Source organism: Pseudomonas sp. E315 (assembly GCF_055406205.1).
This window is the reverse complement of record NZ_JBUZPJ010000002.1, coordinates 70,868-88,793: the sequence shown is the minus strand read 5'-3', so window position 1 is coordinate 88,793 and position 17,926 is coordinate 70,868. Positions and strand designations below refer to the sequence as shown.

Annotated in this window: 19 protein-coding genes; 13 read left to right on the top strand and 6 right to left on the bottom strand. The window is 55.5% G+C overall.

Annotated features, from left to right (window positions below):
* Positions 1–7: 7 nt before the first annotated feature.
* The 3 genes from ACZRJQ_RS03720 to ACZRJQ_RS03710 all read right to left on the bottom strand — a co-directional run bounded on the left by ACZRJQ_RS03720 (position 8) and on the right by ACZRJQ_RS03710 (position 3,260).
* Complete coding sequence (locus tag ACZRJQ_RS03720; RefSeq protein WP_463977072.1) at positions 8–976, bottom strand: PDR/VanB family oxidoreductase; 969 nt, start codon at positions 974–976, stop codon at positions 8–10.
* Positions 973–1,578 carry a dimethylamine monooxygenase subunit DmmA family protein gene (locus ACZRJQ_RS03715; protein ID WP_463977071.1) on the bottom strand — a complete coding sequence of 202 codons (606 nt, stop codon included), beginning with the start codon at positions 1,576–1,578 and terminating at the stop codon, positions 973–975. The genes ACZRJQ_RS03720 and ACZRJQ_RS03715 overlap by 4 nt, the downstream gene beginning before the upstream one ends.
* A gap of 257 nt (positions 1,579–1,835) precedes the next feature.
* Positions 1,836–3,260, bottom strand: a complete 1,425-nt coding sequence (locus ACZRJQ_RS03710; RefSeq protein ID WP_463977070.1) for a gamma-aminobutyraldehyde dehydrogenase — start codon at positions 3,258–3,260, stop codon at positions 1,836–1,838.
* 309 nt (positions 3,261–3,569) lie between these two features.
* On the opposite strand from ACZRJQ_RS03710, the gene ACZRJQ_RS03705 reads away from it, so the two are divergent.
* From ACZRJQ_RS03705 to ACZRJQ_RS03690, 4 genes are all read left to right on the top strand, one after another.
* Entirely contained in the window at positions 3,570–4,325 is a 756-nt protein-coding gene (locus ACZRJQ_RS03705; RefSeq protein WP_463977069.1) for a FadR/GntR family transcriptional regulator, read from the top strand.
* Between the two features lie 265 nt (positions 4,326–4,590).
* Positions 4,591–5,340, top strand: coding sequence for a cache domain-containing protein (locus tag ACZRJQ_RS03700; RefSeq protein WP_463977068.1), 750 nt, complete (start codon positions 4,591–4,593; stop codon positions 5,338–5,340).
* A 158-nt stretch (positions 5,341–5,498) separates the two neighbouring features.
* Positions 5,499–6,143, top strand: coding sequence for an MBL fold metallo-hydrolase (locus ACZRJQ_RS03695; RefSeq protein WP_463977067.1), 645 nt, complete (start codon positions 5,499–5,501; stop codon positions 6,141–6,143).
* 104 nt (positions 6,144–6,247) lie between these two features.
* Positions 6,248–6,964 (top strand): YiaD family glycine zipper/OmpA-like lipoprotein, encoded by a 717-nt coding sequence (locus ACZRJQ_RS03690; protein WP_463977066.1) that lies wholly within the window; start codon positions 6,248–6,250, stop codon positions 6,962–6,964.
* A 124-nt stretch (positions 6,965–7,088) separates the two neighbouring features.
* Here the strand turns inward: ACZRJQ_RS03690 and ACZRJQ_RS03685 are convergent, their stop codons facing one another.
* Positions 7,089–7,523: a Z-ring associated ZapG family protein gene (locus ACZRJQ_RS03685; protein WP_463977065.1), complete on the bottom strand. Its 435-nt coding sequence runs from the start codon at positions 7,521–7,523 to the stop codon at positions 7,089–7,091.
* Positions 7,524–7,662: 139 nt separating this feature from the next.
* Here ACZRJQ_RS03685 and ACZRJQ_RS03680 point away from each other — a divergent pair, with 139 nt between their 5' ends.
* The 3 genes from ACZRJQ_RS03680 (at position 7,663) to zapE (ending at position 10,861) form a co-directional block, all read left to right on the top strand.
* The gene (locus ACZRJQ_RS03680) at positions 7,663–8,298 is read left to right on the top strand and encodes an alpha/beta hydrolase (RefSeq protein WP_463977064.1); all 636 of its coding nucleotides are present in this window, start codon (positions 7,663–7,665) and stop codon (positions 8,296–8,298) included.
* 24 nt (positions 8,299–8,322) lie between these two features.
* Positions 8,323–9,678 carry a tryptophan--tRNA ligase gene (locus ACZRJQ_RS03675; protein ID WP_463977063.1) on the top strand — a complete coding sequence of 452 codons (1,356 nt, stop codon included), beginning with the start codon at positions 8,323–8,325 and terminating at the stop codon, positions 9,676–9,678.
* 88 nt (positions 9,679–9,766) lie between these two features.
* Positions 9,767–10,861 (top strand): cell division protein ZapE, encoded by a 1,095-nt coding sequence (zapE, locus tag ACZRJQ_RS03670; RefSeq protein WP_463977062.1) that lies wholly within the window; start codon positions 9,767–9,769, stop codon positions 10,859–10,861.
* A 110-nt stretch (positions 10,862–10,971) separates the two neighbouring features.
* Here zapE and ACZRJQ_RS03665 read toward each other — a convergent pair whose 3' ends face one another.
* Complete coding sequence (locus ACZRJQ_RS03665) at positions 10,972–11,892, bottom strand: GlxA family transcriptional regulator (RefSeq protein ID WP_463977345.1); 921 nt, start codon at positions 11,890–11,892, stop codon at positions 10,972–10,974.
* Positions 11,893–12,144: 252 nt separating this feature from the next.
* The gene (locus tag ACZRJQ_RS03660) at positions 12,145–13,185 is read right to left on the bottom strand and encodes an NADP(H)-dependent aldo-keto reductase (RefSeq protein ID WP_463977061.1); all 1,041 of its coding nucleotides are present in this window, start codon (positions 13,183–13,185) and stop codon (positions 12,145–12,147) included.
* 246 nt (positions 13,186–13,431) lie between these two features.
* Here ACZRJQ_RS03660 and rplM point away from each other — a divergent pair, with 246 nt between their 5' ends.
* From rplM to ACZRJQ_RS03630, 6 genes are all read left to right on the top strand, one after another.
* Entirely contained in the window at positions 13,432–13,860 is a 429-nt protein-coding gene (gene rplM / locus ACZRJQ_RS03655) for a 50S ribosomal protein L13 (protein ID WP_463977060.1), read from the top strand.
* A gap of 14 nt (positions 13,861–13,874) precedes the next feature.
* Positions 13,875–14,267, top strand: a complete 393-nt coding sequence (gene rpsI, locus ACZRJQ_RS03650; protein ID WP_003216038.1) for a 30S ribosomal protein S9 — start codon at positions 13,875–13,877, stop codon at positions 14,265–14,267.
* 253 nt (positions 14,268–14,520) lie between these two features.
* Positions 14,521–15,120 carry a ubiquinol-cytochrome c reductase iron-sulfur subunit gene (gene petA, locus ACZRJQ_RS03645; protein WP_463977059.1) on the top strand — a complete coding sequence of 200 codons (600 nt, stop codon included), beginning with the start codon at positions 14,521–14,523 and terminating at the stop codon, positions 15,118–15,120.
* The gene (locus tag ACZRJQ_RS03640; RefSeq protein ID WP_463977058.1) at positions 15,120–16,331 is read left to right on the top strand and encodes a cytochrome b; all 1,212 of its coding nucleotides are present in this window, start codon (positions 15,120–15,122) and stop codon (positions 16,329–16,331) included. Before petA ends, ACZRJQ_RS03640 begins: the two co-directional genes overlap by 1 nt.
* Positions 16,331–17,110 (top strand): cytochrome c1, encoded by a 780-nt coding sequence (locus ACZRJQ_RS03635; RefSeq protein ID WP_463977057.1) that lies wholly within the window; start codon positions 16,331–16,333, stop codon positions 17,108–17,110. The genes ACZRJQ_RS03640 and ACZRJQ_RS03635 overlap by 1 nt, the downstream gene beginning before the upstream one ends.
* Positions 17,111–17,296: 186 nt before the next feature.
* Positions 17,297–17,914: a glutathione S-transferase N-terminal domain-containing protein gene (locus ACZRJQ_RS03630; protein WP_463977056.1), complete on the top strand. Its 618-nt coding sequence runs from the start codon at positions 17,297–17,299 to the stop codon at positions 17,912–17,914.
* Positions 17,915–17,926: the final 12 nt, after the last annotated feature.

The following is a 17,926-nucleotide window of genomic DNA, read 5'->3' as shown; positions in this document are numbered from 1 at the left end:
TCCTATATTAGAGATCTACGACCAAACGGCTGCAGGTGGCGCGGGATACGCATGGCATGAATTTGCGCTTGCTGAGCTTGTCTTCTTCGCTCAACCAGTCATCGCGGTGATCGAGTTCACCGTCGATTTCCAGAACTTCGGTTTCGCAGTAGCCGCACGCGCCGCCACGGCACAGGTAAGGCACCTGATAACCGGCTTGTTCGGCCGCTTCGAGCAGCGATTGGTCTGGCGGGACTTCCAGGGTTACGCCTTGGCGTGCAAGGGTCACGGTGAACGGCTGGCCATTGGAGCCTTGCTCCACGAAGCGTTCGAAATGCACGTGGCTGTCGGTCCAGCCCAGATCGCGGGCGCTGTTCAGCGTGTCGTCGATCATGCTGTCCGGGCCGCAGGCGTAAACATGACTGCCGAGCGGGCGGTCGGCGAGGATCGCGCGAATGTCCATGCGTGGGCCTTGGCCTTGCACGTAGAGCGTGACTCGTTCGCCGTAGCGGGCTTGTAACTCCAGCCCCAGAGCCGTGTGTTCCGGCCCGCGAACGGCCAGATGCAGTTCGAATTCAGCTTGCTTGAGCAACAGTTCTTCGAGTTGGGAGTAGACCGGAGTAATACCGACGCCCCCTGCGATAAACACGTGCTGGCGTGCGTGTTTGGCCAGCGGAAACAGGTTAGCCGGCTGCAAAATTTGCACCGTATCGCCTTCTTTTAACTGCTCATGCAGGTAGCGCGAGCCACCCCGACCTTCGCTGACGCGGCGTACCGCGATCTGGTAGGCGCTGGAGTCATACGGCGAGTTCATCAGCGAGTAAGCGTTGCGCAGGTTTTTCTCGCCGTTGGGCACCAGCACCACCACGTGACTGCCGCCGGAGAATGCAGGCAGGTGTTTGCCTTGCGGATCTACCAACGTGAAGCGCTTGATTTCTGGGGTCAGGCTCTCGATGCGTGCAACCTGAACGCTGAGGGTTCCGTTGTGGGTACTCATGTGTCCAGCTCCTCGGCAGGTGGCAATTGGCCCGGGACTTCACCATCGGCCTTGATCCCTTGGAAGGCGGCGAGGCGGCGGGAGTAGTGGTCACGCACGACCAGATTGAGTTGGCAGCCGGGGCAGGTGAACAGGCGTTGGGTGACGTTTTCGGTGTAGGTATCGCAATGCACACACCACACGCGGCGTACTAAGGTGCCGCTGTGTTCGCGCAGCACTTCATCGCGGTTCAGGTCTACCGCGTTGGCGGCCTGCATCGCGGTGCCGATGAAGGTTTCCGAGCCGCTCAGGTACAGGCGAGTGCCCATAAAGGCGTTGCCCAGTAGCGTGCGCAGTGCATCAAGCAGGGCCTGATTGCTTTCGAACACGCGCAGCTCTGCGACCTCGCACTGTTGCAGCGCGTCCAGATGGTTGTGTCCGGAAAAAGATTCGGTGGAGTACAGCAGGGTGCTGTTTTGGCGCTGAGCAGGGGTCATCTCCTGAATCAGTCGCAGCATGGCTGTACCGCCGCTGCCCTGACCTGCGATCAGATGGCGCAAGCCACCCGCCATAGGTTGCAGCAGGTCATAGACCGGGCGGCTTTTGATGCCGGTGATAAGCATGGTTACACACCTCTTGATACGTTACCCACGGCTGGGCCGGACGGTAACAATGACGGCTGTTTTAGGCTCGTGCAGAGTGCAAAGCAGAACCTATGCCATATTTCATCTTGTTTTATATGTTTTATCGCTGAGACCTGATTTGAGCGGCATTTCCAAGCGGGGGAAAGGATAATCTCGGTGTTCGTCAGGTCTCTTACTCGAATTGTGCGCGCCGTAATGGTGCGCGCAATTCGATATGTGCTCGTTTAAGGTGCTGTTTAGTGTTTGAACATCACATGCCGAACGCAGGTGTAGTCTTCCAGCCCGTACATGGACATGTCCTTGCCGTACCCGGATTGCTTCATGCCGCCGTGGGGCATTTCGCTGACCAACATAAAGTGTGTATTGACCCAGGTGCAGCCATATTGCAGACGGGATGCAAGGCGATTGGCTCGACCTACATCGTTCGTCCATACCGAAGAGGCCAGGCCGTAATCCGAGTCGTTGGCAAAGGCCAAGGCTTGGGCTTCGTCAGTGAACTTGGTAACGCTTACAACCGGGCCAAAGACTTCGCGCTGAACAATTTCGTCGTCCTGGTGGGCGTCAGCCAGAACTGTGGGCTCAAAGAAATATCCAGGGCCATCGACCCGATTGCCGCCGGTGATGACACGAATATGCGGGAGGGCTTTGGCGCGGTCGACGAAACCAGCGACGCGTTCCAGATGATCGCGGGTGACCAGTGGGCCCAGTTCGGTTTCAGGATCGTCCTGCAGGCCGTGGCGAATACTGCCCACTGCGGCGCCGAGTTTTTGTACAAAGGCTTCGTAAACACCTTCTTGCACATACAGGCGGCAGGCGGCCGTGCAGTCTTGACCCGCGTTGTAGAAGCCAAAAGCGCGAATGCCTTCAACTGCGGCGTCGATGTCGGCATCGTCAAAAATCAGCACCGGGGCTTTGCCGCCCAACTCCATGTGGGTACGTTTTACGCTGCTGGCGGTAGCGCCAACGATACGCGCCCCCGTGGCGACCGAGCCGGTCAGGGACACCAAACGCACTTTAGGGTGAGTCACCAGTGGCTCGCCGACACTCGGCCCACGACCAAACAGGATGTTGACCACGCCAGCCGGGAAGATCTGCGCGATGAACTCGGCCAGTTTCAGGGCTGTCAGTGGGGTTTGTTCTGAAGGCTTGAGCACTACGCAGTTGCCCGCGGCCAGCGCAGGAGCGAGCTTCCAAGCCACCATCATCAGCGGGTAGTTCCAAGGGGCGATGGAGGCCACGACGCCCAAAGGATCGCGGCGAATCATCGACGTGTGGCCCGGCAAGTACTCACCACCTGCAGAGCCGGTCATGCAACGGCTGGCTCCGGCAAAGAAGCGGAACACGTCGGCGATGGCCGGAATTTCATCGTTCAAGGCGGCTTGATAAGGTTTACCGCAATTCAGCGATTCGAGGCGAGCGAGGGTTGGCGCTTCGGCTTCGATGCGATCCGCCAGTTGCAGCAGCAGGTGGGCCCGCTCTTTCACTGGGGTTTGGGCCCAGCCTTCAAATGCTTTGTCCGCAGCTTGGACTGCGGCTTCAACCTGGCTGCTGCTGGCTTCAGCAATGTCCACTAGAACAGTGCCCAAGGACGGGTTGTACACAGCTTGGCTGGCGCCTTCGCCGTCGATCAGTTGGCCGTTGATCAGAAGTTTGGTTTGCATGGCGTATTCCTTGGTCAGCGTGCAGGTTGAGAGTCGCTAAGGTGGGTCGGTCACGAAGATTGCAATGCAGATCAGAGCTTTAAACATATGGAAACATATCTTAAAGTTTATAGTGTGCGCAACCCGGCTCCATATTTTTGGCTTGCAGCGCTAGCGTTGCGGATTTTTGAGCCATCGGAGCCAAAAACTGGCCGTATCAGGGGCCAGTCAATCGCTATAAGATGCGTTACTGAACGTTTAGCCGAACATGGGCCGAGGCACTGGTGCCTATGACCGGCTACACCATTGCAAGCTGAATTTGGAGAGCCAATGAGTGCCCTGAATACTGCCCGCAGTACCGCTTTTATCAGGCTGCGCCAAGAAGGTCGCACCGATGAAGTCGCGAGACGGCTGGTGGAAGCCATTGAACTGGGCTTGTTCGCCGAGGGGCAGCAATTGCCCAGTGAGAGTGAGCTGGCGCTGCAACTGGGGGTCGCCACTGTCACCTTGCGCGAAGCGCTTGTGGTTTTGCGTGAGCGCGGTTTGATCGAAACGCGTCGCGGGCGTAATGGCGGTAGTTTTGTCTGCGCGCCAGTGGAGTTGCCCGAGGCTTTGCTGTTGCAGCGTCTCAAGGAAATAAGCGGCCCTGATTTGCGTGATCTGTGCGATGAGCAAATGGCCATCTCCGGGACGGCCGCACGTCTGGCTGCCCAGCGCAGCTCTCCCGAACAGCTGGCGCGGATTGCCCATCATATTGAGGCGCTGGGGCAAAGTACGACGCGCCTGGCCCGTCACCGAGCGGATGCCCGTTTTCACATTGAAGTGGCCGCAGCCGCGCAATCATTGCGTCTGACTCACGCCGAGATGCGCTTGCAGTCAGAGGTGGGCGAGTTGTTGTGGCTGGAAGCCATTGGCGGCAACGACGTGACCTTGGTCGAGCAAGAGCACAGAGCGATTCTGCAAGCCTTGGTCAATAACGACTCGGTTTTGGCGGGCGCTTTGGCGCAGGCCCATGTCATGAGCGGGATCAAGCGTTTGATCGGTTTACGTTTGGAGTTATTGGCCGCAAGCGAGGAGGCCGAGTAAGGCTGGCGTGGTAATTGCGTGGGTTTTTTCATCTGCCATCCGATGAGGATGGGGTGCTGAATTAAGCCTGTTGCATGGTCAAGCGACCAAAGTCGAATCCACTGAGTGCCGTTGCGACGTTAGGTTTCACACAAGGGAAGACGATTTTGGACATTGATGTCAGCGATTAAGTGGGCAATTCTCGGTTTGGGTGATTTTTCCCTCCGCAGGCTTCGCCCACAGCAGCACCTATAAAAAGAAAGCTAACCCTGCGTGAGGTAATGCCATGTCCACCCCGAGTGAGAATCCTTCCCTTTCTGCGTGCGCTCAACAGCTCAACAGCACACTGGAAGCCATCTTCGGTCAGGTCCGCCAACTGGTGGATGAAACCCTTCAGTTATGGGAGCGAGTGCTCGCTGAAGGCCGTCAGCCAAATGCTCGGGACTTGTCGTTGCTCAGGCCTGCTATCGACCAGCAATTGCTGGCTACTGGAGCGTTCGGCTGCGGCGGCGGGGTGATTCTTGAGCCGGGCTGTCTGGCTGACCGAGAAATGCACTTGGAGTGGTGGTACTTGGCCGATGCAGGTAAAACCCTGCCGCTACGGCCCAATTTCGACCTGCGCCGAGAGAATTTTTACGATTACACCGAAATGCCTTGGTTCAGTCGCCCGCGAAGCACGGGTGCGAGCAGTGTCGAGGGGCCTTATGTCGACCTCTACGGCACCAACATGTATGTGCTGACCTTCACCATGCCGATTCTCGTCGAGGGACGTTTTATTGGCGTGGCGGGATTGGATTTATCACTGCATAACGTTGAGCGCATGCTAGTGCGCAGTCTGATGCGCCTTGAGCACGAAGCGGTTTTGATCGCGGCGGATGGGCGAGTTATTGCGTCCAATAGTGCCAACTGGATGGTGGGTGATCTGGCCTTGAAGCTCTTACGGGCGCTGCCTGAAGACGCTGTTCGAGTGACACTGGCTGGCCCGGAAGCAGGCTGGTCGCTGGTGCGTTTATCGGCACTGCGCAAGGCTGCGTGAGCGTGTGACGTTAGTTTTTGCCTGCGTGCCAAGCACAAGGGCGCTGCTCTTATTTATTTCTTAAGCGAGTTACCCTGCGGCTTTGCGCGAACATTCAGATATTCAGGGGCGGGCGAAGGTGCAAAAATCGGGTCGGTAAATTTTTGACTGGAGTGCCCATGAAAGCCGCAAAGCCTGCGCTAATACGCGAAACCTTCCCCGTCGGCCCTTTGCAGTGCAACTGCACGATCATCGGCGATCCGGTGACTAAAAAGGCCATTGTGGTTGATCCAGGTGGCGATCATGAGTTGATTTTGGCTCGCTTGGAATCGCTGGGCTTAAGAGTCGTGAGCATCATTCATACTCATGCGCATCTGGATCATTTCTTGGCCTCGGGCCAACTCAAGGAAAAGACAGGTGCCACACTGCATCTGCACAAGGACGACAAAATCTTGTGGGACAACCTGGAGAGGCAGTGCGAGCTGTTTGGGGTGCCGTATACGCCCGTTCCGCCGCCAGATCTGTGGTTGGCAGATGACGAAGAGTTAGCGTGTGGCTGCGGCGTTGCGCTGCATACACCGGGTCACACGCCTGGCTCCATGAGCTTTTGGTTTTCTGAGGCTAAGCTGTTGATTGCCGGTGACACCCTGTTTCGTCGTGGTGTAGGGCGCACGGATTTGTGGGGTGGCGATCAGGCAACTATCGTACGTTCTATCAAGCAGCGTCTGTATACGTTGGACGAAGATGCGACGGTGATTACCGGACATGGCCCAGACACGCGCTTGGGTGATGAAATGCGTGAAAACCCATTTGTACGCGCCTAACCAAAGCCGTCATGGAATTTTTACCGTTGGTCGTGTTCAAACGCCCACAGAGGTCCATTGCCAATGACCTTTGCCCCCAGAAAGCATCGAGTAGGAGCTTCACCATGTTTATTTCGCGTCGTTTGATTGTTGCCGCAAGTGCTATTGCCTTGCTGGCTGGCTGCGCATCGCCCAACCCTTATGACAATCAAGGTCAAGCTTCTACGGGTATGAGTAAAACGGCCACATATGGCGGTCTTGGGGCGTTGGCAGGTGCAGTTGCCGGTGCTGCGATTGATCACAATAACCGCGGCAAGGGTGCCCTGATCGGTGCTGCAGTGGCGGGCTTGGGGGCTGCAGGTTACGGCTACTACGCTGACAAGCAAGAAGCCGCACTGCGTGCAAGCATGGCCAATACCGGTGTTGAGGTTCAGCGTCAGGGCGATAACATTACGCTCGTGATGCCGGGCAACATTACTTTTGCGACCAGTTCAGCGAGCATTGCGCCAAGCTTCTACCAGCCGCTCAATGCACTGGCAAACTCGCTGAAGCAGCTCAACAACCAGCAGCAGATTCAGGTTGTTGGTTATACCGACAGCACGGGTAACTACGACTACAACATGCAGTTGTCCCAGCAGCGTGCGCAAAGCGTAGCGACCTACCTGACGTCTCAGGGTGTCAGCGGTCAGTACCTGAGCGTTACGGGTAAAGGCCCTGCCGATCCGATTGCCAGCAACGCCACGGCTGATGGCCGTGCACAGAACCGTCGCGTTCAGATCACTCTGGCACCGATTCCGGGTATGCAGTATCAGCAGCCGGGTCAGGTTCAGCAGTACCCATAAGCGGGGGCGGTTGTAAGCAACCCGCGTCGCAGGCTTCACCCGCACTTGCGGGTTGATTCAGTCAATAAAAAACCCGCGATCTTTGCAGATCGCGGGTTTTTTATTGAGCGCTTTACCGGATGAATTACTTCTTCAGGCCGTAATGCTCATCGAGCATGCCGGGTGCGTTCGGGGTTTTCGGTGCGTAATCCAACGGTGGCTCAGCGCTGTGCGGCGGGGTAAGGCGCTCGCGATGCGGTTGTGGCGCGTCAGAATGCAAAGCAGCTAGCAGGCGTTGACGCGTTTGCTCGTCCAGGGCCAAACGGTTGGCGCCCTCGGCGAGGTGGTCTTGTACGTCCTGATAGCTTTGGGTGAGTTTTTTCACCAGATTTGCGGTGCTGTTGAAGTGGGTCACCACTTCATTTTGATAACTGTCAAAACGTTCCTGGATGTCATCTAGCTGACGCTGCGTGCGGTTAGGCGCGGCATTTGGCAGCAGACGAGCAACCAGAAAACCAATAGCGACACCGGCAACCAAGGCTAGAGTCGGCAACAACCAAATTAAGAGCGAGTGTTCCACGAGTCCTTCCTCTATAAACGGCTTTGCTTTACGTTAACGGCTCGGACCTGCGCTGTATACCGCGATGCACTCGCAAATATGCCAGACAGAATCTATCAGCTAGACGAGTCGACCCACTTTGAGGTCACGGAGTTCCTTCTTGCTTACCCGCGAAACCCCCGTAGTGATTGATGGCCCGGTTGGCCAATTGGAAGCCTTGTACCTTGATTTGCCTGAGCCGCACGGCCTTGCGCTGCTGTGTCACCCTAATCCGGTGCAGGGCGGCACGATGATGAATAAAGTGGTTTCAACCCTGCAACGCACAGCACGTGATGCTGGCCTGATTACCTTGCGATTTAATTACCGTGGAGTTGGCGCCAGTGAAGGCAGTCACGATATGGGCACCGGCGAAGTCGACGATGCTCTGGCTGCAGCGAAGTGGTTGCGCGCCCGGCACCCTGACTTACCGATCACCTTGTTAGGGTTTTCGTTTGGCGGTTTTGTTGCCGCAAGTTTAGGTGGGCGCCTAGAGGCGCAAGGCGAACGACTTGCTCGACTGCTAATGGTCGCTCCGGCGGTGATGCGTTTACGCAACGAAGACAACTTGCCGCACGCCTGCCCGCTGACCGTTATCCAGCCCGAAACCGACGAAGTGATTGACCCTCAGTTGGTTTATGACTGGTCAAACAACCTCTCGCGCCCCCATGAGCTGCTGAAAGTGGCAGAATGCGGACACTTTTTTCACGGCAAGCTGCCTGAACTCAAAGAGTTGGTAGCGCCACGCCTTTCGAAATGATTGCAGTCTGATAAGCGATTACCTATGACCACTCGTACTCGTATCCTCACCGGTATTACCACCACCGGTACGCCGCACTTGGGCAACTACGCCGGGGCTATTCGTCCGGCGATCCTGGCCAGTCGTGACAGCAACGCCGACTCGTTTTACTTTTTGGCTGATTATCACGCCCTGATCAAATGCGATGACCCGCAGCGCATTCAGCGCTCGCGTCAGGAAATCGCGGCCACCTGGCTGGCGGCCGGTCTGGATGTTGAGCGTGTGACGTTCTATCGCCAGTCAGACATCCCGGAAATCCCTGAGCTGACTTGGCTGCTGACCTGTGTGGCGGCCAAGGGCTTGCTTAACCGTGCGCATGCTTACAAGGCGTCGGTTGACAGGAATCTTGAAAACGGTGAAGACCCGGATGCGGGCATTAGCATGGGTTTGTACAGCTACCCGGTGTTGATGGCTGCCGACATTTTGATGTTCAACGCGCACAAGGTGCCGGTCGGTCGTGACCAGATCCAGCACGTTGAAATGGCCCGTGACATTGGCCAGCGCTTCAATCACCTGTTTGGCAACGGCAAAGAGTTTTTTGCCATGCCTGAAGCGCTGATCGAAGAAAGCGTCGCGACCTTGCCCGGCCTTGATGGTCGCAAAATGTCCAAAAGTTACGACAACACCATCCCGTTGTTCAGCAGCGCTAAAGACATGAAAAGCGCGATCTCGCGGATCGTGACCGACTCGCGCGCGCCGGGCGAGCCGAAAGACCCGGACAACTCCCACCTATTCACGTTGTATCAAGCTTTCTCCACGCCGCAGCAGTCGGCAGAGTTTCGCGGTGAGCTGTTGCAAGGCTTGGGCTGGGGCGAGGCTAAAGATCGCCTGTTCAAGTTGCTGGATGGCGAACTGAGCGAGCCCCGTGAGCGTTATCACGATTTGATGTCTCGCCCATCTGACATGGAAGACATTCTTCAAGCTGGCGCGCAAAAAGCGCGTAAAACGGCGACGCCGTTCTTGGCGCAGTTGCGTGAAGCGGTTGGCCTGCGTTCGTTTGTGAGTGCGGCGCCGAGTGCCGCCGCCAGCAAAAAGAAAGCCGCCAAAGGCCCGCGCTTTGTCAGCTTTCGCGATGAAGACGGGAGCTTCCGCTTCCGCCTGTTGGCCGCTGATGGCGAACAGTTGTTGCTATCGCGCAGCTTTGCCGATGGCAAAACCGCTGGTCAGGTCACCAAGCAACTGCAATCGGGCGAAGCATTAGATGTGCGGGCAGAAGGCCACAGTTTCAGTGTTTGGCTAAACGATGCCTGCGTGGCCGAGAGCCCCGCATTTGCTGACAACACAGCGCGTGACGCCGCCATTGAAGCCCTGCGCTTGGCGCTGGTGCCTGCGCAAGATTAATCCGCGGCGGGTCGACTCAAGGTTGATTGCCATTCCTCAGGGCCGTCGCTACAGTGGCGGCCCGTTTTTGTTGCCTTGCTAACGAATTATGACGCCTCTAGAACGATATCAAGTTGATCTGAAACGCCCGGACTTCTTCCACGATGCCGCGCAGGAAAACGCTGTACGCCATTTGCAGCGACTGTACGACGATCTGGTCGCCGCCTCGCAGAGCAAGCCTGGCTTTATCGGCAAGCTGTTCGGTAAAAAAGAACAGGCTCCGGTGAAAGGTCTTTATTTTTGGGGCGGAGTTGGCCGGGGTAAAACCTATCTGGTTGATACGTTCTTTGATGCTTTGCCGTTCAAGCAAAAAGTGCGTACCCACTTTCACCGCTTCATGAAGCGTGTGCACGAAGAAATGCGCACGTTGAATGGCGAAAAAAACCCGTTGACCATCATTGCCAAGCGCTTCGCGGATGAGGCTCGGGTGATTTGTTTTGACGAGTTTTTTGTGTCGGATATCACCGATGCCATGATTCTCGGTACGTTGATGGAAGAGCTGTTCAAAAATGGCGTCACCTTGGTCGCGACATCCAACATCGTGCCTGATGGCTTGTACAAAGACGGCCTGCAGCGTGCGCGCTTCTTGCCTGCAATTGCCCTGATCAAACAGAACACCGAAATCGTTAACGTTGACAGTGGCGTTGACTATCGCTTGCGTCATTTGGAGCAGGCTGAGCTTTATCACTTCCCGCTTAACGAAGCCTCCGAGAAGTGCCTGCGTGAGAGCTTCAAGGCGTTGACGCACAACTCCACACGAGCGATTGAAAATGACGATCTAGTCATCGAAAACCGCACCATTCGCGCGCTTCGCACCTGTGATGATGTGGCTTGGTTTGATTTCCGTGAGCTGTGTGATGGCCCGCGTAGCCAGAACGACTACATTGAGCTCGGCAAGATTTTCAACGCCGTCATCCTGAGTGGTGTTGAGCAGATGGAGAGTAAAACCGACGACATCGCTAGACGCTTCATCAACATGGTTGATGAATTCTACGACCGCAACGTCAAGCTGATCATTTCGGCTGAAGTTGAGCTCAAAGACCTCTACACAGGTGGCCGCTTGAACTTCGAGTTCCAGCGCACATTGAGCCGTTTGCTTGAAATGCAGTCTCACGAATACCTGACGCGGGCGCACAAGCCATAGTCCGGCGCTGTACACCAAAAGGCCTGCATTGCAGGCCTTTTTTGTTTGTTGGGGTTGATTAGGTTCGCCGCTCTGTAGCAACTGCCCAAGGCGGCTCTAGGGTGGCGTGCCTAGGCCGCCTGCTGAAATTGTTGGCGATACTGGTTTGGTGACAGTTCGGTGTGCTGCCTGAACAGGCGTGCAAAAAAACTGGCGTCGTCGTATCCCACGTCATAACTGATGGTTTTGATGCTTTTGCGGGTGGCCGAAAGCAAGCCTTTTGCGGTTTCTATGCGCAAGCGTTGCAGGTAGTGCAGGGGTTTATCCCCCGTGGCAATTTGGAAGCGACGCATGAAGTTGCGGATGCTCATGCCGTGCTCTCGGGCTACGTCTTCGAAGCGAAATTTATTGGCGAAGTGCTCTTCAAGCCAGTGCTGAATTTGCAAAATGATGACGTCCTGATGCAGTTTTTGCCCGCCAAAACCAATACGTCCAGGAGCATAGTTGCGTTGCACTTCGTAAAGAATGTCGCGGGCCACAGCTTGAGCAATATTTGCGCTGCAAAAGCGTTCAATCAGGTAGATATACAGGTCGCAGGCTGAGGTAGGGCCGCCGGCGCAGTAGAGGTTGTCAGCGTCAGTCAGGTGTTTGTCTTGATTGAGGTGAACCTTGGGGTAGCGTTGGGCAAAGGTGTTGAAAAAACGCCAGTAAGTCGTGGCTTCCTTGCCGTCGAGCAGTCCCGCTTCCGCTAGCCAAAATACCCCGGTGGCTTCGGCGCACAGCACAGCACCGCGCGCATGCTGTTCACGCAGCCAAGGCAGAACCTGAGGATAACGCTGGAAGAGGGTGTCGAAATCCTCCCAGAAAGTTGGAAGGATAATGATGTCCGTGTCTTCCAGAGCACCATCGACGGGCAGTGCCACGTCGCTGAAGCTGTTGACGGAGTTACCGTCCGGGCTAACCAGGCGTGTTTCGAACGAAGGGGTAAACCCTTGGCCTAGCTGTTTGTTGTGGCGCAGGCTGGCAAGGTGAAAAAAATCTTTGGCCTGCATCAGCGTCGAAGCAAAAACCCTATCAATTGCCAAAATGCTGACGCGCCGTAACGGCGTGGAGAGTTGATTAGACATGATTTGATTATTCTTATAGGTGAAATTGGTCAACTTACGGCTGGATCGTCTTATTTTTTTTCCTGTGTGTCTAGGGGAAAGGTTTTACGCAGTCTGTAGCAGTTGCTGAAGGAAGAAGGCTGCGATCTTTTAAGGTTTGGACCGCAGCCTTCGAAGGTTCCCGCGGGGATTCTGGACTTAAGGAGCGGGGTTTGGCTGGTCTTTGTGAATCGCTTCAATCCCGGCGAGTACATCATCGGACAGCTTCACGTTGAAGCTGTCGATATTGCTTTTGAGCTGCTCCATCGTCGTTGCCCCAATGATGTTGCTGGTAACGAACGGTTGTTGAGTGACGTAAGCCAGCGCCATTTGCGCGGGATCAAGGCCGTGCTCACGCGCCAGAGCGACATAGCGTTCGCTGGCAGCCACGGACTGTGGGTTTGAATAGCGCGAGAAGCGGCTGTAGAGGCTCAGGCGGCCTTTTGGTGGGCGGGCGCCGCCATCGTACTTGCCAGAGAGCATGCCGAACGCCAGAGGCGAGTAGGCGAGCAGGCCGCATTGCTCGCGAATGGCGATTTCGGCAAGGCCCACTTCAAAGCTGCGGTTGAGCAGGTTGTAAGGGTTTTGAATTGACACTGCGCGTGGCCAGCCACGGCTCTCGGCCAGTTGCAGAAACTTCATCGTGGCCCAAGGTGTTTCGTTGGAGAGGCCGATATGGCGGATCTTGCCTGCCTTGACTTGCTCGTCCAGCGCTTCGAGTGTGTCTTCAAGTGGCGTGAACTGTTCGTCTGCGTTGTGCTTGTAGCCCAGTTGACCGAAGAAGTTAGTGCTGCGTTCAGGCCAGTGCAGTTGGTAAAGGTCGATCCAGTCGGTTTGCAGGCGTTTGAGGCTGGCGTCCAGGGCTTGCACGATATGGGCGCGGTTGTGCTTGAGTTGACCGTCACGAATGTAATCGATGCCGTTGCCGGGGCCTGCAATTTTGCTGGCCAATATCCAGTCGGCACGATCGCCACGTTTTTTAAACCAGTTGCCTATGTAGCGCTCGGTGCTGGCATAGGTTTGTGCCTTGGGCGGCACGGGGTACATTTCTGCGGTATCGATGAAGTTGATCCCGGCGTTTTTTGCGTATTCGATTTGGGCGAAGGCTTCGTCCTGAGTGTTTTGCTCGCCCCAAGTCATGGTTCCGAGGGCGATGGCGCTGACTTTCAGGTGAGTGCGGCCGAGCTGGCGGTAGTCCATTGGTAACTCCTTTGGGGAAAGAATCATAAAAGCAGGTTGTAATTTTTTCCGCAATCTGGATAATTGCCGTCCTCTTTCTGCAGTGGAAGTGATGCGCCGCCTGCCGAAGAATCTTGCCGTTGAACGGACGCGCTGACCCGAGCCCCCGATAGCGTCTGTATCCGGCTGCCTTTGACTTGTCAAAGTACGCACTATTCAGTAAGATCCGCCGTCTAATTTACAGGGCGGCCCCTGAGGCTATAAAGAATGAAAACTTTTACTGCTAAACCAGAAACAGTTAAGCGCGACTGGTTTGTCGTCGACGCTGCTGGTCAGACCCTGGGTCGTCTGGCCACTGAGATCGCGAGCCGTCTGCGTGGCAAGCATAAGCCTGAATTCACTCCGCACGTTGACACCGGTGACTACATCGTTGTTATCAATGCTGAGCAGATTCGTGTCACTGGTGCTAAGACCTCTGACAAAATGTACTACTCTCACTCCGGTTTCCCGGGCGGGATTAAGTCGATCAACTTCGAAAAGCTGATCGCCAAAGCTCCTGAGCGCGTGATCGAGACCGCGGTTAAAGGCATGCTGCCTAAAAACCCGCTGGGTCGCGACATGTACCGTAAGCTGAAAGTCTATGCGGGCGCTGTACACCCTCATACTGCTCAGCAGCCCCAAGAACTGAAGTTTTAACGGAATAGTTCATTATGTCGGCGACTCAAAACTACGGCACTGGCCGTCGTAAAACTGCAACCGCACGCGTTTTCCTGCGTCCGGGTACCGGTAACATCTCCATCAACAACCGCACCCTGGAAAATTTCTTCGGCCGCGAAACTGCCCGCATGGTAGTTCGTCAGCCGCTGGAATTGACTGAGACTGTCGAGAAGTTCGACATCTACGTCACCGTGATCGGTGGTGGTGTAAGTGGTCAAGCTGGCGCAATCCGCCACGGTATCACTCGCGCACTGATGCAGTATGACGAAACTCTGCGTGGCGCTCTGCGCAAAGCAGGCTTCGTAACTCGCGATGCTCGTGAAGTTGAACGTAAGAAAGTCGGTCTGCGTAAAGCGCGTAAGCGTCCGCAGTACTCGAAGCGTTAATTCGCAGCTTCGTTCAAAAAAGCCCAGTCTCCTTCGGAGCTGGGCTTTTTTTATGGGTGAAGATATCTTGGTGTGACAACTTGCCACATCCAGCAAATGCCTATACTACAAGGCTTGTAGCCGACCGAGATCGGTAATTACCTTGTCAGAATAGGGGCTTTTCATTACCATTCTGCAAAATTTTTATAAGTTCAGATTTTTACTTAGTAGATGCCTGATTTAACAGGCCACAAAGCTGATGGGAGAGGACTGAATGAGCAATGACGGCGTAAATGTCGGCCGGCGTCGCTTCCTCGTAGCAGCCACATCCGTGGTGGGTGCTGCAGGAGCGGTGGGGGCGGCGGTCCCGTTCGTGGGGTCGTGGTTCCCCAGTGCCAAGGCGAAAGCCGCAGGCGCACCGGTGAAGGTGAATATTGCAAAGGTTGAGCCAGGTCAGCAGATGATTGCTGAGTGGCGTGGTCAGCCGGTATTCATTGTCCGCCGCACCGAAGAGATCCTGGCGAATCTGAAAAAGATTGAGGGGCAGCTCGCTGATCCTGAATCCTTGAGTTCTGATCAGCCTGAAAACTCAAAAAATGAGTGGCGTTCCATCAAGCCAGAAGTGCTGGTATTGATTGGAATTTGCACTCACTTGGGTTGTTCGCCGACTTTCCGCCCTGAGGTTGCGCCTGTTGACCTTGGCAAAGACTGGGTTGGTGGATATTTCTGCCCTTGTCATGGTTCGCACTATGATCTGGCCGGCCGTGTCTACAAGGCCCAACCAGCTCCGCTGAACCTGCCGGTGCCGCCTTACTACTATGTAGAAGGCAGTGACAATGTCATTGTCGTTGGCCTCGAAGGGGAGAGCGCGTAATGAGCAAGTTCATGGATTGGGTAGATGCCCGCTTCCCTGCCACAAAAATGTGGGAAGACCATCTCAGCAAGTATTACGCCCCGAAGAACTTCAACTTCTTCTATTTCTTTGGTTCTCTCGCATTGCTGGTTCTGGTAAACCAGATCGTTACCGGTGTTTGGTTGACCATGAGCTACACGCCGTCGGCGGAAGAGGCCTTTGCTTCTGTCGAATACATCATGCGTGACGTCGAATACGGCTCCATCCTGCGCTACCTGCACTCTACGGGTGCATCGGCGTTCTTTATCGTGGTCTATTTGCATATGTTCCGTGGCTTGCTCTACGGCTCCTATCAAAAGCCGCGTGAGCTGGTTTGGCTGTTTGGCATGATGATTTATCTGGCGCTGATGGCTGAAGCCTTCATGGGCTATCTGCTCCCTTGGGGGCAAATGTCCTACTGGGGCGCCCAGGTGATCATCTCCCTGTTCGGCGCGATTCCGGTTATCGGCAACGACCTGACTCAGTGGATTCGTGGCGACTACCTGATCTCCGGCATTACCCTGAACCGCTTCTTTGCCTTGCACGTAGTGGCGTTGCCTATCGTGATTCTGGGCCTGGTTGTGCTGCATGTTCTGGCCTTGCACGAAGTTGGGTCTAACAACCCGGACGGCGTAGACATCAAGAAGCACAAAGACGAAAACGGCGTACCGCTGGATGGCATTCCTTTCCATCCGTACTACACCGTGAAAGATATCGTCGGCGTTGTGGTGTTCTTGTTCATCTTCTGCTCGATCGTGTTTTTCTTCCCGGAAATGGGCGGTTACTTCCTGGAAAAACCGAACTTCGAACAGGCGAATGCCTTTAAAACACCAGAGCACATTGCACCTGTTTGGTACTTCACTCCGTTCTACGCGATCTTGCGTGCCATTCCAGACAAGCTGATGGGCGTTATTGCCATGGGTGCTGCGATTGCCGTGCTGTTTGTGTTGCCTTGGCTTGACCGCAGTCCGGTTAAATCCATGCGCTACAAGGGATGGATGAGCAAGATTTGGCTGTGGGTGTTCTGCATCTCGTTCGTGATTTTGGGTGTGCTGGGCGTATTGGCGCCGACCCCGGGTCGTACGTTGCTGTCGCAGGTGTGTACGTTCCTGTACTTCGCCTACTTCATTCTGATGCCGTTCTACACCAGGCTTGAGAAGACCAAACCGGTTCCGGAAAGGGTGACTGGCTGATGAAAAAGCTATTTGCTGTATTGATGCTCGCGGCGATGCCTGTATTGTCCTTTGCGGCTGAACAAGGTGTGCATCTCGACAAAGTCGATATCGACGTTTCTGACAAGGCTGCAATGCAGGACGGCGCACGTACGTTCGCCAACTACTGCATGGGCTGCCACAGTGCCAAGTTCCAGCGCTACGAGCGCGTAGCGGATGACTTGGGGATCCCTCATGACGTCATGATGGATAACCTTGTGCTGACGGGCGCCAAAATTGGCGACCACATGAACATCGGCATGAAGCCTGAAGACGCCAAGGCCTGGTTTGGTGCTGCACCGCCTGACCTGACCCTGGTAGCCCGTGTTCGCGGCACAGACTGGTTGTACAGCTACCTGCGTGCTTTCTACGAAGACCCGTCTCGCCCTTGGGGTGTAAACAACAAGGTCTTCCCGAATGTGGGTATGCCTAACGTTCTTGCGCCGCTGCAAGGCCGCCAAGTTGTGGGTTGCAAGCAAGTACAGATCGTCGAAGACGGCAAGAAGCAGTATGATCCGCTGACCGGCACGCCTTTGACGCATGAAGCGTGCGACCAGCTGACAGTGCTGCCTAAAACTGGCGCACTGACTGAAGAGCAGTTCGATGAGAAAGTTAAGAACCTTGTAACCTTCTTGGCTTACTCGGCTAACCCGGTGAAGCTGGAACATCAGCGCATCGGTACGTACGTGCTGCTTTATCTGGCCTTCTTCTTTGTGTTCGCATATCTGCTTAAGCGCGAATACTGGAAAGATGTGCACTGATACCGTTACAAATATTGCTGTTAATCGTGCGCGCCCAAGGGTGTCTCTGAAAAGGTAACAGTGCAGGACAAGCGGGAGGGCGGGTTCAAGTAACCTGCCCTCCGGTGTCTTGTTGTTACCGCAAGAGCTCCTTGGGCGCGTTCGTTTTTCCGCTCCTGATAATTTCAACAAGCGAGGAGGACCGCCATGGGCGTGACCAATCGGTTGGCCTGTTACTCCGACCCCGCCGACCACTATTCCCATCGAGTGCGCATTGTGCTCGCCGAGAAAGGTGTCAGCGCCGAGATCATCAGTGTGGAGGCGGGCCGTCAGCCGCCGAAGCTGATCGAAGTGAATCCTTACGGCAGCCTGCCAACGCTGGTCGATCGTGACCTGGCGTTGTGGGAGTCGACCGTTGTGATGGAATACCTGGATGAGCGTTACCCGCATCCACCGTTGCTGCCGGTTTATCCTGTCGCGCGTGCCAATAGTCGCCTGCTCATTCACCGTATTCAGCGTGATTGGTGTGCTCTGGTCGACTTGATCCTCGACTCGCGCACTAAAGAGCCTGCGCGTGTGCAGGCGCGCAAAGAGCTGCGTGAGAGCTTGACGGGTGTGTCTGCGTTATTTGCGGACAAACCTTTTTTCCTCAGTGACGAGCAAAGTCTGGTCGACTGCTGCCTGTTGCCGATACTCTGGCGACTGCCTATTTTGGGTATTGAGTTGCCTCGGCCTGCCAAGCCGTTGCTTGATTATATGGAGCGCCAGTTTGCGCGTGAGGCTTTCCAGGCGAGTTTGTCTGGTGTCGAACGCGACATGCGCTAAGGCTTTAGGAGC

What these genes read in the sequence shown, in the direction of transcription:
- ACZRJQ_RS03720 (WP_463977072.1), bottom strand. Translation starts at nt 976, where the DNA reads ATGAGTACCCACAACGGAACCCTCAGCGTTCAGGTTGCACGCATCGAG.
- ACZRJQ_RS03715 (WP_463977071.1), bottom strand. Translation starts at nt 1,578, where the DNA reads ATGCTTATCACCGGCATCAAAAGCCGCCCGGTCTATGACCTGCTGCAA.
- ACZRJQ_RS03710 (WP_463977070.1), bottom strand. Translation starts at nt 3,260, where the DNA reads ATGCAAACCAAACTTCTGATCAACGGCCAACTGATCGACGGCGAAGGC.
- ACZRJQ_RS03705 (WP_463977069.1), top strand. Translation starts at nt 3,570, where the DNA reads ATGAGTGCCCTGAATACTGCCCGCAGTACCGCTTTTATCAGGCTGCGC.
- ACZRJQ_RS03700 (WP_463977068.1), top strand. Translation starts at nt 4,591, where the DNA reads ATGTCCACCCCGAGTGAGAATCCTTCCCTTTCTGCGTGCGCTCAACAG.
- ACZRJQ_RS03695 (WP_463977067.1), top strand. Translation starts at nt 5,499, where the DNA reads ATGAAAGCCGCAAAGCCTGCGCTAATACGCGAAACCTTCCCCGTCGGC.
- ACZRJQ_RS03690 (WP_463977066.1), top strand. Translation starts at nt 6,248, where the DNA reads ATGTTTATTTCGCGTCGTTTGATTGTTGCCGCAAGTGCTATTGCCTTG.
- ACZRJQ_RS03675 (WP_463977063.1), top strand. Translation starts at nt 8,323, where the DNA reads ATGACCACTCGTACTCGTATCCTCACCGGTATTACCACCACCGGTACG.
- zapE (WP_463977062.1), top strand. Translation starts at nt 9,767, where the DNA reads ATGACGCCTCTAGAACGATATCAAGTTGATCTGAAACGCCCGGACTTC.
- ACZRJQ_RS03665 (WP_463977345.1), bottom strand. Translation starts at nt 11,892, where the DNA reads ATGCAGGCCAAAGATTTTTTTCACCTTGCCAGCCTGCGCCACAACAAA.
- ACZRJQ_RS03660 (WP_463977061.1), bottom strand. Translation starts at nt 13,185, where the DNA reads ATGGACTACCGCCAGCTCGGCCGCACTCACCTGAAAGTCAGCGCCATC.
- rplM (WP_463977060.1), top strand. Translation starts at nt 13,432, where the DNA reads ATGAAAACTTTTACTGCTAAACCAGAAACAGTTAAGCGCGACTGGTTT.
- rpsI (WP_003216038.1), top strand. Translation starts at nt 13,875, where the DNA reads ATGTCGGCGACTCAAAACTACGGCACTGGCCGTCGTAAAACTGCAACC.
- petA (WP_463977059.1), top strand. Translation starts at nt 14,521, where the DNA reads ATGAGCAATGACGGCGTAAATGTCGGCCGGCGTCGCTTCCTCGTAGCA.
- ACZRJQ_RS03640 (WP_463977058.1), top strand. Translation starts at nt 15,120, where the DNA reads ATGAGCAAGTTCATGGATTGGGTAGATGCCCGCTTCCCTGCCACAAAA.
- ACZRJQ_RS03635 (WP_463977057.1), top strand. Translation starts at nt 16,331, where the DNA reads ATGAAAAAGCTATTTGCTGTATTGATGCTCGCGGCGATGCCTGTATTG.
- ACZRJQ_RS03630 (WP_463977056.1), top strand. Translation starts at nt 17,297, where the DNA reads ATGGGCGTGACCAATCGGTTGGCCTGTTACTCCGACCCCGCCGACCAC.